The organism is Faecalibacterium sp. OF04-11AC (genome assembly GCF_003460645.1).
Classification (GTDB): Bacteria; Bacillota; Clostridia; order Oscillospirales; family Ruminococcaceae; genus Faecalibacterium; species Faecalibacterium prausnitzii_I.
Genome location: NZ_QTVP01000008.1, coordinates 22,922 through 38,428, shown reverse-complemented (window position 1 = coordinate 38,428; position 15,507 = coordinate 22,922). Strand labels below are relative to the sequence as shown.

The window sequence follows — 15,507 nt, the reverse complement described above, 5'->3', positions numbered from 1 at the left end:
TACTGCCTAGACTCAGTATCGTTAAATTTCAAATGTATTATACCATTCTGTTTCATTGGATGTCAAGACGTTTCATTCCTTTTGTGGTCAAATTGTGGTCAAACGACCCCGACAAATGACTTTTCTCCCCCAGCTAAGTTACATCGCGCAATTTCGATTTTCATCAATCGAAGTTGCGCTTTTTGTTTGCACGAATTATCTATAAGGAGGATTTGTCAACCATGTCAATGCATCATCGTTGTTTTTTCATCCTTGACAGAATTGTATGACCCTTGACTACTTTTACGGACAGGCCGGAGAACTCTTTTCGTTCTTCCGCATTCCAAAGGCTCTTTTTCAGGAGCAGCGGTTTCAAGATCTGTCAACCGATGCCAAAACTCTGTACGGCATCCTGCTTGACCGCATGAGCCTTTCTGTTAAAAATGAATGGTTTGACAAAAAAGGTCGAGTGTTCATCATCTTCACGATTGAGGATGTCAAGAGGACTTTGCGTTGCGCAGACAACAAAGCGACCCGACTGCTTCGGGAGCTTGAAAAATTTGGTTTGATTGAACGAAAACGTCGAGGGCAAGGAAAGCCATGTTTGGTGTATGTGAAAAACTTTTCGTCAGAATCTTCAAAGGAGAGTGTCAAGAATCGTGATAATGACGATTCTTGTGGCTCTAAAATCGCTTGTCAAGACCCGGTAAAATCACGAGGTATTAAGAAGAAAGAGAATAAAACAGAGATGAATAATACGAATCTTATCCTTTCCGACGAATCGGAGAAGATGAAGAATCGTGAACTGCTCGAAGAATATTTTTCACATTCTATAGAGATAGACCTTCTTCTCCGGCTTTACCCGGATGATGAGGATACCCTCTATCAAATCGTGAATTTGCTGGTGGATACCTGCGCTACCAACCGTAAGCTACTGCACATTGCCGGGGACGATAAGCCCGCCGAGGTGGTACGCAGCCGGTTTATGAAGCTGAACGCCGACCATATCCGCTTTGTGCTGAAGTGCCTTGCAGAGAACAGCAGCCCCATCCGAAACATGAAACAATATCTGCTTGCTTCTCTGTATAACGCACCGACTACAATGCAGCTTTCCTACCAGAACCAAACCAACCACGACTTAGCGATGCGGAGGTGATGAAAATTTCAAAGAAAGCAACCACAATAGCCATCGTCAACCAGAAAGGCGGCACCGGCAAGACCACCACCTGTGAAAATCTTGGCATTGGGCTGGCAATGGAAGGCAAGAAAGTCCTGTTGGTGGACGCTGACCCGCAGGGCAGCTTGACCATCAGTATGGGCTGGCAGCAGCCCGATGAACTGCCCACTACCCTTTCCACCCTGATGGCAAAAGCATGAATGACCAACCCATTCAGCCCGGTGAGGGCATTCTGCACCACGCAGAAGGCGTTGACCTGATTCCGGCAAACATTGAACTGGCAGGGCTGGAAGTTTCCCTTGTCAACTGCATGAACCGGGAAAAGATGCTGAAACAGGTGCTGGACAGTGTAAAGCACGACTATGATTTCATTCTGCTGGATTGCACTCCTTCCCTTGGGATGCTGACCGTGAACGCACTGGCAGCGGCAGACACTGCTCTGATACCCGTACAGGCACAGTACCTTTCCGCGAAAGGTCTGGAACAGCTTTTGCAGACCATCAACAAGGTGCATCGGCAGATCAATCCAAAGCTGAAAATCGAAGGTATCCTGCTGACGATGACAGATAACCGCACCAACTATGGCCGACAAATCGACACGCTGATCCGGCAGGCATACGGAAAGCACATCAAAGTGTTCGGTCAGACGATTCCCCACTCCGTCCGTGCAGCGGAAATCAGCGCGGCGGGTAAGAGCATCTTTGTCCATGACCCGAAAGGCAAAGTGGCAGAAGCCTATAAATCTCTGACGAAGGAGGTGCTGGCCGATGCCAAAAAGCAGCGTAAACGCCAGTCTGAGCAGCTACGATGATATTTTTTCCACCGAAGAATCCCGGCAGGAAGAACAGCGCGAGCAGGTGCAGCAGATTCCGATTGGAGAGCTGTTTCCATTCAAGAACCATCCCTTCAAGGTTCTGGACGATGATTCTATGAGCGATACCGTGGAAAGTGTCAAGCAGTACGGTGTGCTTTCGCCGTTGATTGCCCGCCCCAGACCGAAGGGCGGCTATGAAATTATCTCCGGGCACCGCCGTCAACACGCTGCGGAGCTGGCCGGACTGGAAACCCTGCCGGTCATTGTGCGCCAGATGGACGATGATGCTGCCATAATCCTCATGGTAGATAGCAATTTGCAGCGTGAGCATATTCTGCCCAGCGAGAGAGCGTTTGCGTACAAAATGAAGTTGGATGCCATGAAAAATCAAGGTACAAGGTCAGATTTAACTTCGACACAAGTTGTGTCGAAGTTGCGGAGCAATGAAAAGCTGGGCGCAGAGAATAATCAAAGTCGTGAGACTGTTCGACGTTTCATCCGTCTGACCAACCTTATTCCAGAACTGCTGGACATGGTGGATAACAAAACCGTGTCCTTCAATCCTGCTGTGGAGCTTTCCTATCTTTCTCCTGAACAACAGCAGGAAGTGATCCGGGCAATGGATGATACCCAGAACTTTCCTTCTGTCTCACAAGCAAAGCGTATCAAGAAGCTGGCTCAGGATGGAACTTTTACAACGGAGACGGTCGTTGCCATTATGGGCGAGGAGAAAAAGAGCGAGCTTGATACGGTGACCATCAAAAATGACACCCTGAGAAAATACTTTCCCCGCAGCTATACGCCCAAACAGATGGAAGATACCATCATCAAGCTGCTGGAGCAGTGGCAGAAAAAGCGTCAGCACAGTGAAGAACGCTGACAGGATATGAATTGGAAAGACCCGGTTGGGTCTTTTTCTTTAGAAAAAAGGAGAAAATGCCAATGAAAAATGATTCTAATCCCATTATTCGTTCCGAGGAAGTCACCATTGATATGCACATCTGTGCGGCACTGTCGGAGAGCAGGAGCAGTGGCGAGATCTATTTTGCTGCCATCGCCCCGGATATGGAACTGACAGTCATCACGCTGGACGAGGCTCCCGACATTCTGCCCTGCTTTGACGAGGATGATGCGTACCTGAACATCCCCGACAGCTCGCTGCTGCTCAGCTACAACCCGGCGCAGGTGCTGAAACTGGCGGGCAAGCACTATCTGACCGGTCCGGTCATTCTGGTGCGCACCAATATGGATGGCGAGTTCATCTCGCTGACGATCGATCAGGTCTACCTCTTTCAGAAGTACCTGATGCGCCACAGCGTTACCCTGATGGCTGACGGCCAGAAGCTGCCCTGCATCTGTATCGACTGAGGTGTGCCATGCTGAACTTTTTTATCGGTTTCGCATTTTTTGAAGCCGGCGCTTTTTTCGGCTTCTTTGTTGCAGCTCTGTTGAACGCCGCCCATGCCGGGCAGGAGATCTCTATCAAATTCGAGGAGGACGATAATGGAACAGAACGAGAACACCTTGTCGGTGCTGAAAATTGCACCGGGGCAGTATCCGCAGCAGGTCGAGATCGATAACGACCTGAAAGCCTTGCAGCAGGCGGTGGGCGGCTCCATCGGCGCAAGCTACCCATTTGAAGATCCGGTTGCCATCGTTTATAACGATGACGGCAAGCTCATGGGTCTGCCCCTGAATCGTGCCCTTCGGGATGAAAACGGAGAAATGTATGATGCCGTTGCCGGAGACTTTCTGGTGGTGGGTCTGGGCGAGGAGGATTTTGCATCCCTGACCCCGGAGATGGCACAGAAGTATGAGCAGCTTTTCCATCAGCCGGAAGCCTTTCTGAAGCTGGGCAACCGTCTGCTGGTGCTGCCGGTGCCGGATGAACCTCCGGCAGAAAAGCCCCGCACCAAGCCCACGGCAGAGCATGACCGCTAAAATCACCCTGCTGCACGGGAGGTGATGGCAGTGCAGGAAGAAATCGAACAGAAGTCATTCAACATTATGATCTCCACCACAAAGCTGTCCGCCCGGACTGTCCTCCGGGCGGTAAAGGCGGCGTTTCGGCTGTACCAGTCCAAAGCATCCCAAGGTAAGCAAAGCGTCCGCACCCTTCTGCGGCAAAACCGGGGTGTGTCCAGCGTGGAGATCAGCAAGACCGGCATTCGTGGGCTGGAACGCTATGCCAAAAAGTACGGCATCGACTACGCCATCCGCAAGGACACCTCCGAGGTGCCGCCCCGGTATCTGGTCTTTTTCAAAGCCCCAGACGCGGAAGCCTTTCACTCGGCGTTCAAAGAGTATTCGGCATCTCTGCTGAACCAAGACAAACGCCCCTCGGTGCTGGCAAAACTGCATGAGCTGGTGCAGGCAGCGGCAGAACTCCCCGGCAAAGTCCGGCACAAGGAACAGGAGCGTGGACTGTGACCACGAAAAAGCTGACAAAGCTGCTGGCGCTGTATCTGCCCTATATTTTGCTGGGACTGGCGGCAACGAACTTCGGTGAAGCGTGGCGGCTTGCCGAGGGCAAAGAACTGGGCGATAAGATCATGTCCATGATGGGCACTGTCCCGCTGGCATTTGCGAACCCGCTGCCCAGCTTGCATCCGCTGGATCTGCTGGTGGGCTTGTGCTGCGGTGCAGGGTTACGGCTGGCAGTTTATTTGCGTGGTAAAAACGCCAAGAAGTACCGCCACGGCATGGAGTACGGCTCTGCCCGGTGGGGCACCACCAAGGATATTGAGCCGTTCATGGCACCCAAGTTTGCAGACAACATTATCCTGACCAAAACGGAACGGCTGATGATGAGCAATCGCCCGCCGGACCCCAAGAACGCCCGGAACAAAAACGTGCTGGTGGTGGGCGGCTCCGGCAGCGGCAAGACCCGGTTTTGGCTCAAGCCCAACCTTTTACAATGCCACAGCTCCTATGTGGTAACAGACCCGAATGGCGGATCAGCAATAAATCTGCTACTGGCTTTGGTGACATTATGGCCACTGAACCTACGGTACCCGCAGGGCCAATGCTTACAAGATTTTGGAAGACACCTTGAATTTGCGTGATAGCCGCGTTTATGATACCATCGAGGAGGATGGTAAAGAAAAGCGTGTGCTGAATCAAAACGAAACCACCCTCGCCCAGCAGAAACAGCAGGCCATCAAGGACGCATTTGCTGGCTGGGTCTGGAAAGATCCACAGCGACGCGCCCTACTGGTAAAAAAGTACAACGAGCTTTTTAACAGCACCCGACCCCGTGAGTATGATGGAAGTCATATTCATTTTGTGGGCATGAACCCGGAGATCAATTTGCGAGAGCATCAGCGCAATGCGGTTGCCCATGTGCTGTATGGGTACAACACCCTTTTGGCGCACGAAGTCGGTGCTGGCAAGAGTTTTGAGATGGCGGCTTCCGCTATGGAACTGAAACGTCTGGGCTTGTGTCAGAAAAGTCTTTTTGTCGTACCAAACCATTTGACGGAACAATGGGCCAGCGAATTTTTACGCCTGTACCCCAATGCAAAGCTGCTGGTCACCAGCAAAAAAGATTTTGAACCCGGTAATCGCAAAAAATTCTGTGCGAGAATTGCGACCGGTGATTATGATGCGGTTATCATCGGACACAGCCAGTTTGAAAAGATACCCTTGTCCGCAGAACGACAGGAGCGTCTGATTCAGGAACAGATGGATGAAATCGAGGAGGCCATCGAAGAAGCGAAAGCGCAGGTTGGCGAGCATTTCACGGTAAAGCAGCTGGAAAAGCTGCGCAAGTCTTTGAAACAGAAATTGGAAAAGCTGCAAGGCACAGACCGTAAAGATGATGTGGTTACGTTTGAACAATTGGGCGTAGACAGGTTGTTTGTAGACGAGAGCCAAGCGTTTAAGAACCTCTACTTGTACACGAAAATGCGTAATGTCGCAGGTTTGAGCACGAGCGAGGCGCAAAAATCCAGCGATATGTTCGGCAAGTGCCGCTATCTGGATGAAATCACCGGAGGCCGTGGCGTGATTTTTGCAACGGGTACGCCCCTGAGTAACAGCATGACCGAGATGTACACCCTCATGCGCTATCTCCAGTACAACACCTTGCAGCAGAAAGGGCTGACCCATTTTGATGCGTGGGCATCCACCTTCGGTGAGACGACCACGGCCATTGAACTTGCGCCCGAAGGCACCGGATACCGTGCACGCACTCGTTTTGCGAAGTTCTTCAACTTACCTGAACTGATGGCGATGTTCAAAGAAGCGGCGGATATCAAGACCAGCGACCAGTTGAACCTGCCAGTGCCCCAAGCTAAATTTGAAACCGTAGTGGTCAAGCCTTCGGAAATCCAGCAGGACATGGTGCAGGCGTTGAGCGAACGTGCAGCCGAAGTCCACAGCGGTTCTGTTGACCCTTCTGTGGATAATATGTTGAAAATTACGTCGGATGGCCGCAAAATCGGTCTTGACCAGCGGTTGATGAATTCCGCTCTGCCCGATGACCCCAACAGCAAGTTAAATGCCTGCGTCAACAACGTCCTGCGCATCTGGAACGACACCAAAGAGCAGAAGCTGACCCAGCTGATTTTCTGCGATATGTCTACTCCCAAGGGGGACGGTTCGTTCAACGTCTATGATGATATCCGCTCCAAGCTGCTCAACGCCGGTGTGCCCGAACAGGAGATCGAGTTCATCCACAACGCAGATACAGAGAACAAGAAAGCAGAACTTTTCTCCAAGGTACGCAGCGGACAGGTGCGTGTGTTGCTGGGCAGCACTGCAAAGATGGGAGCTGGCACCAACGTCCAGACGCTGCTTGTGGCGGTGCATCATCTGGATGTAGGCTGGCGTCCGTCTGATATGACCCAGCGCAATGGCAGAATCATCCGTCAAGGCAATCAAAACAAACAAGTGTACGTCTATAATTACGTCACGGAATCGACATTTGACGCCTACCTCTATCAGACCCTTGAGAATAAACAGAAGTTTATCTCACAGATCATGACGAGCAAATCGCCTATGCGATCTTGCGATGATATTGACGAACAGGCTTTATCTTACGCAGAAATCAAGGCTCTGTGTGCAGGCGACCCTCGCATCCGGGAAAAGATGGACTTGGACGTGCAGGTAGCAAAATTGAAGGTGCTGCGCGGAGACTTCCAGAATCAGAAATATCGTCTGGAGGATAAGCTGCTCAAAACTTTCCCAGAGGAGATCCAGAAACAGAAAACCCGCATTGCTGCTTTACAACAGGATTCACAGATTGCAGCAGCACACCCGCAGGACAAAGAAAAGCTTCTGCGGCATGACCATCAAGGGCATGGTGTACGATGACAAAAAGGCTGCAGGCGAACGGCTGCTGCTGGCTCGGCAGGAGATGCCCAATGCTGATATGATGCTGCTGGGCACCTACCGTGGCTTTGAACTGAACATTCGATTCGACAGCTTCAAAAATGAGCATCAGGCCGTACTCCGGGCAGAGTTGAGTTACCCGGTGTCGCTGGGCGATGATGCGCGCGGCAACATCATTCGTCTGGACAATGCCATTGACAATTTCGCTGACCGTATTGCAGATGCCGAAAATGCTCTGCAAAACCTTGAACAGCAGAAGCGGGCCGCAGAGGTCGAAGTGGCAAAGCCTTTGCACAGGAGGAAGAACTGGCCGAAAAGTCTGCCCGCCTTGCTGAATTGAACGCCTTGCTGAACATCGACCGTGACCGCAGTTCCTCGCAGGATGCTCCCGAAGAAACCGAGGAAACCGAAACACCTGCAACTCGTCCGTCTGTGCTGGCTGCACTGGGGGAAAAGACTAATCAGCCGGAGCCTGTCAAACCGTTCCGCAGCTATTATGATAAGGATGGTGATGCGCGATGAAAGAAAAGCGGGATGAAACCATCATCCTGCGCTTGAGCAAAACAGAAAAGAACCGTATCTATGAAAAGATGCTCAGTATGGGCATCCGCAGCCTGAGTGCCTATATTCGCAAAATGGCATTGGATGGATACTGCCTGAATCTCGATCTGCCGCAGCTACGCCGAATGGCTTATCTGCTCCAGAATTGCAGCAACAATCTGAATCAGTACGCCAAGCGTGCCAACGAGTGCGGCAAGGTCTACGCCGCCGACATGGAAGATCTGCGGCAGCGTCTGGATGAACTGATTGACATTGGCAAGCAAATTCTTTCCAAGCTGGCAGAGCTATAAAAATTCCCGCAGTTGGAGGACTGCGGGGGTACATATAATGCTTGACATCCTTGCAACGTAGTAGTCGACACCTTTATAATAAAGGCGAACAGAAAGGAAGTGCTTGATATGATGTCTATGCTGAAGAAAATTGTTCTTTTCCCGATTTCTCTCTTTGTGGCCTTTCTAGCTCTGATGGCAAGGTGGCTGCTAACCCTGTCCAGCTATGTAGTTGCTCCGCTGATGCTCTACATCTTTGGTTGCGGCATCTACACTGCCTATCGCCAGACTTGGGATCAATTTCTTATCCTGCTGGTGGCCGAGTTCATCTGCTTCATCCTCTTTTTCGGTGCAACTGCCATCACCGAGGGCATCGGGCGGTTCAGTGAGTGGTTGGCCGAACTGTAAGGAGCATTTTCAACCTTTTGCCGCCTTCGGGCGGCTTTTTCTTTTATGGGGGTGATTTAGGATGGCCGCGACACGGCTGATTGCGCTGCACAAAAACAAGGGCAAGTCGGTTGCGGCCTGCCTGAAAAGCCGCACGGACTATGCGCAGAATCCTGACAAAACGAATAAGGGAGAGTTGGTCAGCAGCTATGAGTGCAGTCCTTTGACGGTGGATGAAGAATTCATGCTGTCCAAACGGCAGTATGAACTTGTCACTGGGCGCAGACAAAAAAGTGACGTGATTGCCTATCAGATCCGGCAGTCGTTCAAACCCGGCGAGATCACTGCCGAGGAAGCCAACAAGGTCGGTTATGAGCTTGCCATGCGGTTTACCAAGGGTAAGTATGCGTTTATCGTTGCCACCCACACGGACCGGGAGCACATCCACAACCACATTATTTATAACTCCACTGCGCTGGACAGCACCCGGAAATTCCGGGATTTTTTGTTGTCCGGGCTGGCGGTGCAGCGGTTGAGCGATTTGATTTGTCTGGAACATCAGCTGTCCGTCATTGAAATCAAGCCGTATCGGGAGCGGCAAAAGCGCACACTTTATCCACCCAAAGAAAGCAATCGTGACAAGCTGTGTTCTGTAATTGACGGCATCCTACTGAACGAGAAGCCTGTGGACTTTGAAATCTTTCTTCAAAAGCTGGAACAACAAGGTTATGAGGTCAAACGAGGAAAGCACACCTCGGTCAAAGGTGCACGCCAGAAACGCTTTATCCGTTTTCGCACATTGGGCGCAGGATACAGCGAAGATGAAATCAAGGCGGTCATCGCCGGAGAAGCAGAACACCGCCCACATCAGAAGCAGCCGCCAAAAGAACAGCCGTTCCACCTGTTGGTGGACATTCAGGCAAAACTCTCCGAGGGCAAAGGCGAAGGCTACGCACGGTGGGCAAAACGCTATAATCTGAAAGAAATGTCCAAGACCCTGATTTTCTTACAGGAAAATAAAATCGGCAGCATCGAAGAAATGCAGGAGCGAGTAAATGCAGCGACTGCACAGTATCACGAATTGGGCGATTTCATCAAGGCCGCAGAGCAACGTATGGCAGAGATTGCAGTCCTGCGGGCGCACATCGTCAACTACGCTAGGACACGACCTGTGTATGATGCCTACCGTAAGGCTTGGTACAGCAAGAAGTTTTTGGAAGAACACCGGGAACAAATCACGCTGCACAAGGCGGCAAAAGCCGCTTTTGACGAAGCGAGTTTGAAAAAGTTGACAAAGGTAAAAGAACTGGATGCCGAATACGCTGCACTGCTTTCTCAAAAGAAAGCTGCTTATCCAGCCTACCGTAAGGCACGGGATGAAATGCAGGAATTGAAAAAAGCACAGAAGAATGTAGAGCTGTTCTTCGCCGAGGAAAAAGACCCCAAGGAAAAATCGCAGACCCGCTAAACAGAAAACGCCGAGGATTCTTCCCATTTTGGGGAGAGTCCTCGGTGTTCTTTTTCGTTATAGAAGCATTTGGCACAAATGCGCAGCCTGCATCCGGCGGATGCAGTACACAAAGGGTTTGGGACTATCCCAACAAGCATTTTGCAACGCAAAAATGGCGTTTGTATATACGGACGCCCTGCTTGCCACTTAGCGACAGCCCTTAAAATGGCGTAAAAAAACAGAGGCCCTTATTCTGGAACTTCCGTTTCTCTGGCTTTCTTAATGCCCTCGGCTGTGGCTTCTATTACAACAAGCTCTTTTTCATTCATAGAATTTAGGAGCACATCAATGTGCTTTCTGCAAGAGCTTGACCTTGCCCCTCCGTCCGCATAAATAAACTGGTCAACTGAAACGTCAAACATGGTAATGAGTTTAACAAAAAGGTCGAAACTGGGATACTGACCTTTGTTCTCAATATTCATAATGGTACGGGAGTCACGGTCTACTAATTCCGCAACATAGGCTTGTGTCCATCCCTTTTCTTCTCTGGCTCGTTTGAGAGCCGCCCCGAGGCCGTGAAAGTCAAACCTTCTTTCTTCTTGGTTCATTCTCATATCACCCTATATCATTGTACATTTCGGGTCGGGTTATGAGAATGTAATGAGATTTTACACAAAGTAGTATTTCATTTCATCAATATGCAGCCTCCAACTTGTACTATTCGAGATAAAGAACTATAATGTACTCTGTGGAGGTGCGAAATGGACTATATGACATTGAAAGAGGCCGCCGAGAAGTGGGGCGTGACACCTCGTAGGGTAAATTATTATTGCGCCGGTGGGCGTATCCCCGGCGCTGTGAAAATGGCTGGTGTTTGGCTGATCCCTAAAGCTGCGGAAAAGCCGATTGATGGCCGGACAAAACAAGGGAGGTTGCTGAAACATGAATAGTGTTTTGATTATAGACGATGACAAGAAACTTTGTGCCTTGATGAAAAAATGTGTGGAACAAGAAAATTTATCTGCGGTAGTAGCACATGGCGGCTTAGAGGGTCTGAGGCTATTGAAAAAAAACAAGGATACCTGTTCACTAATTATTCTGGATGTGATGATGCCAGATATGAACGGGTTTCAAGTATTGCAGAAAATCCGAGAGAAAAACAATGTGCCGGTGCTGATGCTGACCGCCAAAAGCGACGAAGAAGATAAGGTTTCTGGTCTGCGGCTGGGAGCGGACGATTATCTGACAAAGCCGTTTGGAATTAACGAACTGATGGCTCGTGTCAATTCTCTAATCCGGCGCTATACCACCTTAAACCCTGTGACCGGAAACGAAGCCGCCACCATGCTTCTGAAAGATATGTTAATTGATAAAATCAACCGAACCGTAACGGTTCAAAATCTCCCGGTAGACTTGACCGGCAAAGAGTTTGATTTGCTTCTATTTTTGGCGTCCAACAAGGGTCGGGTCTTTACTAAAAAACAACTTTATACGCAGGTGTGGACAGAAGAATATGATTTTGACGACAATAACCTCATGGCATTTATCAGTAAACTGCGAAAAAAAATCGAGCCAAATCCAGAACAACCTTTTTATATTCAGACTGTCCGCGGTGTAGGGTATCGCTTTAACAAGGAGGCATGAGCATGGAAATTAACCTTTATCTATTGTTGTCCTTATTGATTGCTTTGCTGGTAATCAGCTATCTTTTGGGAAAACTTCACCGCGTCCGTGGTCAGCTTTTTCTTATTAGGGATGCCCTAAACGATATAAAAGCCGGGAATTTGAACCGCCGTGTATTGGCGCGGGAAAGCGACCTGACAAAACAAATCTGTTATGATATTAACGAGATTGCCATGAGCAGCCAATCTCGGCTTATACAGCAAAAGCAATCCGAACAGGCTTATAAACGGCTTATGACAAGCCTTTCCCATGATGTAAAAACCCCTCTTGCTTCTCTGGTTGGATATTTGGAGGCTGTGGAAAGCAAGATGGTAACAGGAGCTGAGAAGGAAGAATACATTCGGGTGGCTATGGAAAAAGCCCACCACCTGAAAGATTTTGTGACCGCCCTGTTTGAATGGGTGAAGCTGGATGCCGGGGAACAGATTTTTCATTTTGAGGTCTGCGACCTGAATGAGCTTTCCCGTGACATCATGGCTGATTGGGTGCCGCTGCTGGAAAACCACGATCTTAGCTATGAAATTGAGATACCCGAAACAGAATACATGACACGTGTTGACTCTACCGCCTACACTCGTATTCTCAATAATTTACTGCAAAATATCCTGACGCACAGTGATGCAAGCAAAGTTTTCCTGACCGTGACTGAAACTGAGCAGCAGGCAAAAATCGTTGTTGCTGATAACGGCAACGGGATTGCCGCCTCTGACCTCCCGCATATCTTTGAACGGATGTATCAATGCGATCACTCCCGTTCTGCCAAAGGGAACGGGCTGGGCCTTTCGATTGCCAAAGAGTTAGTCAGTATTCATAAAGGAACGATTACAGCCGCTAGTGTTCCCGGAAACGGAACAACCTTTATCATCATACTTCCGAAAGCTCTGTGATCCCACAGAGCTTTTTTTGAAAAAATTTTATCTCGGCAAGGTTATGGCAAGGTTTGCGTTTTATAATTGGAACCATGAAAGGAGGAAACCGTATGACGATTATTACAACTGAAATCCAGAAATGGAAACGGAATAAAATTGTCTGGTGCATTTTGGCTCTAACACTTCTGCTTGGAGTGTTTGCGATTGAAAGGGCTTGCAGCATTTCAAGGAGCAGTCCCTTTATGGATAGTTTTGGCGACCTTTATACACTGGCCTTTAAGAATCTGTCCAGCCTGTTTCTGCCGATTGTGCTGGGAATGTTTGCAACGACACTGTTTTTCGATGAACACAAAAATGACACGATAAAAGAACTGCTTATCATCCCTATTACAAAAGCACAGCTATACTTTTCAAAGGTCGCTGTGGTTATTCTGATGTCCGTAGGACTGTGCCTGATTACTTTTCTTTTGTGTGTTGTCGGTGGGCTGATTGCCGGAGGCTTTCCCGATCTGAACGCCCAAACACTGATGGACGCTGGTCTTTTGTATCTGGCAGGTGGTATTCTGATTCCCATAGCCATGCTTCCGATTGTGTTTCTTTCCGCGCTGTCAAAGGGATATATCTTGCCCATTGGCGCAACGCTGCTTTATCTGATTCCCGTAGTCATTGCCCCGGCTTATCTTACGGGAATACACCCGCTGGCAAGCGTGATGGGGATTTATCCCCATATTTCCGAAGCGGCCGCAGCTATGGTAGAAAGCCTGATGCAAGGCGTTTTATTCAATACTTCGCCGCTTGTTTGTGTCGGTTCGCTGCTCTTGATCGGTGCTACATTTGCCGCCGCATCCGTAGTGGCTCTAAAAAAGCAATCTTACTGAAAGGAAAGACCTATGAAACGATTGAGTTGTTTATTACTCGGTATTCTGCTTGTTTTTTCTCTTTGTGCCTGCCAGCAGGCCGCTCCATCTTCCGGCGAGGCTCCCGACCAACAGGCCATTACGGAAGAAGCAACCGAATACTTTAACCAAATGATGGATGGAGATTTTGAAACTTTCTTCAATGCGTTGCCGCAGGGCGTACAGGACAATATTTCTGCGGAAACGATACAGGAAACATGGGAAGAAGAAGTCGATAAGCTGGGTGGGCTGCCGAAGAACACTTCCCCGGATGTGTCCTGCTATGTGCCGGAACACTCTGACCAAATCCGTGTTGAATTTGTCATTCCTTGTGACAAAGGCAATTTCAAAGTATTCATCAACTATTTCCCGGATGGCAGCCTTTACAACTATGTTATCTGGAAGAACGAAACAAAATGAGAAAGCGAGGTATTTTTATGAGTGATCTTGTGATTGAAACCAAAAAGCTGACAAAGATTTACGGGGAACAAACTGCCGTTAATTCTGTGAATCTTCATGTGAAACCGGGTCGGATTTATGGACTTTTAGGACGCAACGGAGCCGGTAAAACCACAATTATGAAAATGATTTTGGGCCTTACACCAATCACTTCCGGCGAAGTGGATGTGTTCGGACAGAACATCAAAGGCCATGAGAAACGCATTTATCCCCGTATTGGGGCCATCATCGAAACTCCCGGTTTTTATCCGAATCTGACCGGCACAGAAAACCTTGAAATTTTTGCGAAGTTGCGAGGGACACCCCAGCCCAATGCCGTCAAGAACGCGCTGGAAGTTGTGGGATTGCCCTACAAGGACAAAAAGCTGTTCAGTAAGTATTCCCTCGGCATGAAGCAACGCCTCGGTATTGCCAACGCTATTCTGCATGACCCGGAGCTTTTGATTTTGGACGAGCCGACCAACGGACTTGACCCTATCGGTATAGCCGAAGTGAGGAACTTTATTAAGAATTTAAGTGTGGAGCGTGGCAAAACCATCCTAATTTCCAGCCATATACTTTCCGAAATTTCACTGTTGGCAGATGATATAGGCATTATCGACCACGGGGTTCTGCTGGAAGAAAGCAGCATGGATGAATTAGAAAAGAAAAATCGGAAATACATCCAGCTTCAAGTGTCGGATATTCCAAAAGCCTCTTTAATTTTGGAAAGGCAATTCCATGTGACCGATTATGCGGTGCAGGACGAACACAACCTGCGGCTTTATGACACCGCACTGGATATGGCGGCAATCAACAAGGCCCTTGTGGTGCAGGATGTAGCTGTTATCAGCTCCCAAATCTGCAATGATACCCTTGAGGATTATTTCAAACAGATCACAGGGGGAGAGGGAATTGCTTAAACTTATACAAGTTGAATTTCTAAAACTGCGCCGGAGAAAGTTTATCTGGCTCATGCTGCTGGCGGCGCTCTTTATGCCACTGGCTGCCGTATTTTACTTTTCAAGTGTTAAAGGAACCGGTGTGGACCCCATTATGTTTTACAAATGGACAGCGTTCAGCTATACCCCGTGGATCATCCTACCGGTAGTGCTGGGGATGTTGTGTACCATGCTGATGTATAACGAAAACCAGTATGATATGCTCAAACAGCTTTGGATTGTACCGGTCAATAAAATGGCATACTTTTTCAGCAAGTTTGCTGTGGTGCTGGTGTATTCCATTTGCTTTATGCTAGTCACCGCAACGGCGTCCATTCTGACCGGCGTACTATCCGGTTATATTCCATTTGACGGTGAAAGTGTCCTTTATCTTTTGTGGAAGTGTATGGAAATTTCTCTGTTGACCGCCTTTGCAGTGTTACCAGTACTGGCGGTTGCCGCAGCGCAAAAGGGCTATATTCTCCCTGTTTGCCTGACGCTGATTTATACATTCCTCGGCTTTATCCTCTTGATGGTGAATATGTACCTACATCCGCTGTCCAGTATGACCGCTATTGTTATGTATGATATTCCGGGTGTTGTATTCGATCAGCCATTAAATATTCCAGCCGCATTTCTGTGTATTGGTGTATGGGCTGCTGCTTCGGCTGTATTGGCGAATGTGGCATTGGTTCGGAGAAAGTGAGGT

16 protein-coding genes and 3 pseudogenes are annotated in these 15,507 nt (G+C 49.0%); 18 read left to right on the top strand and 1 reads right to left on the bottom strand.

Annotation, left to right across the window (positions count from 1 at the left end):
* The first annotated feature begins 265 nt into the window (after positions 1-265).
* The 11 genes and pseudogenes from DXA70_RS05800 to DXA70_RS05745 all read left to right on the top strand — a co-directional run bounded on the left by DXA70_RS05800 (position 266) and on the right by DXA70_RS05745 (position 9,989).
* Positions 266-1,135: a DUF6017 domain-containing protein gene (locus tag DXA70_RS05800; protein WP_128117869.1), complete on the top strand. Its 870-nt coding sequence runs from the start codon at positions 266-268 to the stop codon at positions 1,133-1,135.
* Positions 1,135-1,967, top strand: a pseudogene (locus DXA70_RS05795) (ParA family protein). The gene DXA70_RS05800 and the pseudogene DXA70_RS05795 overlap by 1 nt, the downstream one beginning before the upstream one ends.
* Entirely contained in the window at positions 1,924-2,850 is a 927-nt protein-coding gene (locus tag DXA70_RS05790) for a ParB/RepB/Spo0J family partition protein (RefSeq protein ID WP_128117868.1), read from the top strand. The pseudogene DXA70_RS05795 and the gene DXA70_RS05790 overlap by 44 nt, the downstream one beginning before the upstream one ends.
* A 62-nt stretch (positions 2,851-2,912) precedes the next feature.
* Positions 2,913-3,338 (top strand): hypothetical protein, encoded by a 426-nt coding sequence (locus DXA70_RS05785; protein ID WP_128117867.1) that lies wholly within the window; start codon positions 2,913-2,915, stop codon positions 3,336-3,338.
* A gap of 135 nt (positions 3,339-3,473) precedes the next feature.
* Entirely contained in the window at positions 3,474-3,911 is a 438-nt protein-coding gene (locus tag DXA70_RS05775) for a DUF3846 domain-containing protein (protein ID WP_128117865.1), read from the top strand.
* A 24-nt stretch (positions 3,912-3,935) separates the two neighbouring features.
* Positions 3,936-4,400 (top strand): PcfB family protein, encoded by a 465-nt coding sequence (locus tag DXA70_RS05770; protein ID WP_128117864.1) that lies wholly within the window; start codon positions 3,936-3,938, stop codon positions 4,398-4,400.
* Positions 4,397-4,918: pseudogene (locus DXA70_RS15345) on the top strand (type IV secretory system conjugative DNA transfer family protein); the annotation flags it as partial. The gene DXA70_RS05770 and the pseudogene DXA70_RS15345, both read left to right, overlap by 4 nt.
* Positions 4,918-7,826 (top strand): annotated as a pseudogene (locus DXA70_RS05760) (SNF2-related protein); the annotation flags it as partial. The pseudogenes DXA70_RS15345 and DXA70_RS05760, both read left to right, overlap by 1 nt.
* The gene (locus DXA70_RS05755; protein ID WP_128117863.1) at positions 7,823-8,155 is read left to right on the top strand and encodes a plasmid mobilization relaxosome protein MobC; all 333 of its coding nucleotides are present in this window, start codon (positions 7,823-7,825) and stop codon (positions 8,153-8,155) included. The pseudogene DXA70_RS05760 and the gene DXA70_RS05755, both read left to right, overlap by 4 nt.
* Before the next feature lie 108 nt (positions 8,156-8,263).
* Positions 8,264-8,542, top strand: coding sequence for a hypothetical protein (locus tag DXA70_RS05750; RefSeq protein WP_128117862.1), 279 nt, complete (start codon positions 8,264-8,266; stop codon positions 8,540-8,542).
* A 61-nt stretch (positions 8,543-8,603) separates the two neighbouring features.
* Complete coding sequence (locus tag DXA70_RS05745; RefSeq protein WP_128117861.1) at positions 8,604-9,989, top strand: relaxase/mobilization nuclease domain-containing protein; 1,386 nt, start codon at positions 8,604-8,606, stop codon at positions 9,987-9,989.
* A 230-nt stretch (positions 9,990-10,219) separates the two neighbouring features.
* Here DXA70_RS05745 and DXA70_RS05740 read toward each other — a convergent pair whose 3' ends face one another.
* Positions 10,220-10,585: a helix-turn-helix transcriptional regulator gene (locus DXA70_RS05740; protein ID WP_199522854.1), complete on the bottom strand. Its 366-nt coding sequence runs from the start codon at positions 10,583-10,585 to the stop codon at positions 10,220-10,222.
* Positions 10,586-10,732: 147 nt separating this feature from the next.
* Here DXA70_RS05740 and DXA70_RS05735 point away from each other — a divergent pair, with 147 nt between their 5' ends.
* The 7 genes from DXA70_RS05735 (at position 10,733) to DXA70_RS05705 (ending at position 15,504) form a co-directional block, all read left to right on the top strand.
* Positions 10,733-10,921 carry a helix-turn-helix domain-containing protein gene (locus DXA70_RS05735; protein ID WP_117527352.1) on the top strand — a complete coding sequence of 63 codons (189 nt, stop codon included), beginning with the start codon at positions 10,733-10,735 and terminating at the stop codon, positions 10,919-10,921.
* The gene (locus tag DXA70_RS05730; RefSeq protein WP_128117859.1) at positions 10,914-11,615 is read left to right on the top strand and encodes a response regulator transcription factor; all 702 of its coding nucleotides are present in this window, start codon (positions 10,914-10,916) and stop codon (positions 11,613-11,615) included. Before DXA70_RS05735 ends, DXA70_RS05730 begins: the two co-directional genes overlap by 8 nt.
* 2 nt (positions 11,616-11,617) lie before the next feature.
* Entirely contained in the window at positions 11,618-12,541 is a 924-nt protein-coding gene (locus DXA70_RS05725) for a HAMP domain-containing sensor histidine kinase (RefSeq protein ID WP_118697709.1), read from the top strand.
* A 92-nt stretch (positions 12,542-12,633) separates the two neighbouring features.
* Complete coding sequence (locus tag DXA70_RS05720; protein ID WP_128117858.1) at positions 12,634-13,401, top strand: ABC transporter permease; 768 nt, start codon at positions 12,634-12,636, stop codon at positions 13,399-13,401.
* A gap of 12 nt (positions 13,402-13,413) precedes the next feature.
* Positions 13,414-13,839 carry a DUF3887 domain-containing protein gene (locus DXA70_RS05715; protein WP_117522863.1) on the top strand — a complete coding sequence of 142 codons (426 nt, stop codon included), beginning with the start codon at positions 13,414-13,416 and terminating at the stop codon, positions 13,837-13,839.
* A gap of 17 nt (positions 13,840-13,856) precedes the next feature.
* Entirely contained in the window at positions 13,857-14,780 is a 924-nt protein-coding gene (locus DXA70_RS05710; RefSeq protein ID WP_117527436.1) for an ABC transporter ATP-binding protein, read from the top strand.
* Positions 14,773-15,504, top strand: a complete 732-nt coding sequence (locus DXA70_RS05705; protein WP_117527346.1) for an ABC transporter permease — start codon at positions 14,773-14,775, stop codon at positions 15,502-15,504. The genes DXA70_RS05710 and DXA70_RS05705 overlap by 8 nt, the downstream gene beginning before the upstream one ends.
* The last annotated feature ends 3 nt before the right edge of the window (positions 15,505-15,507 follow it).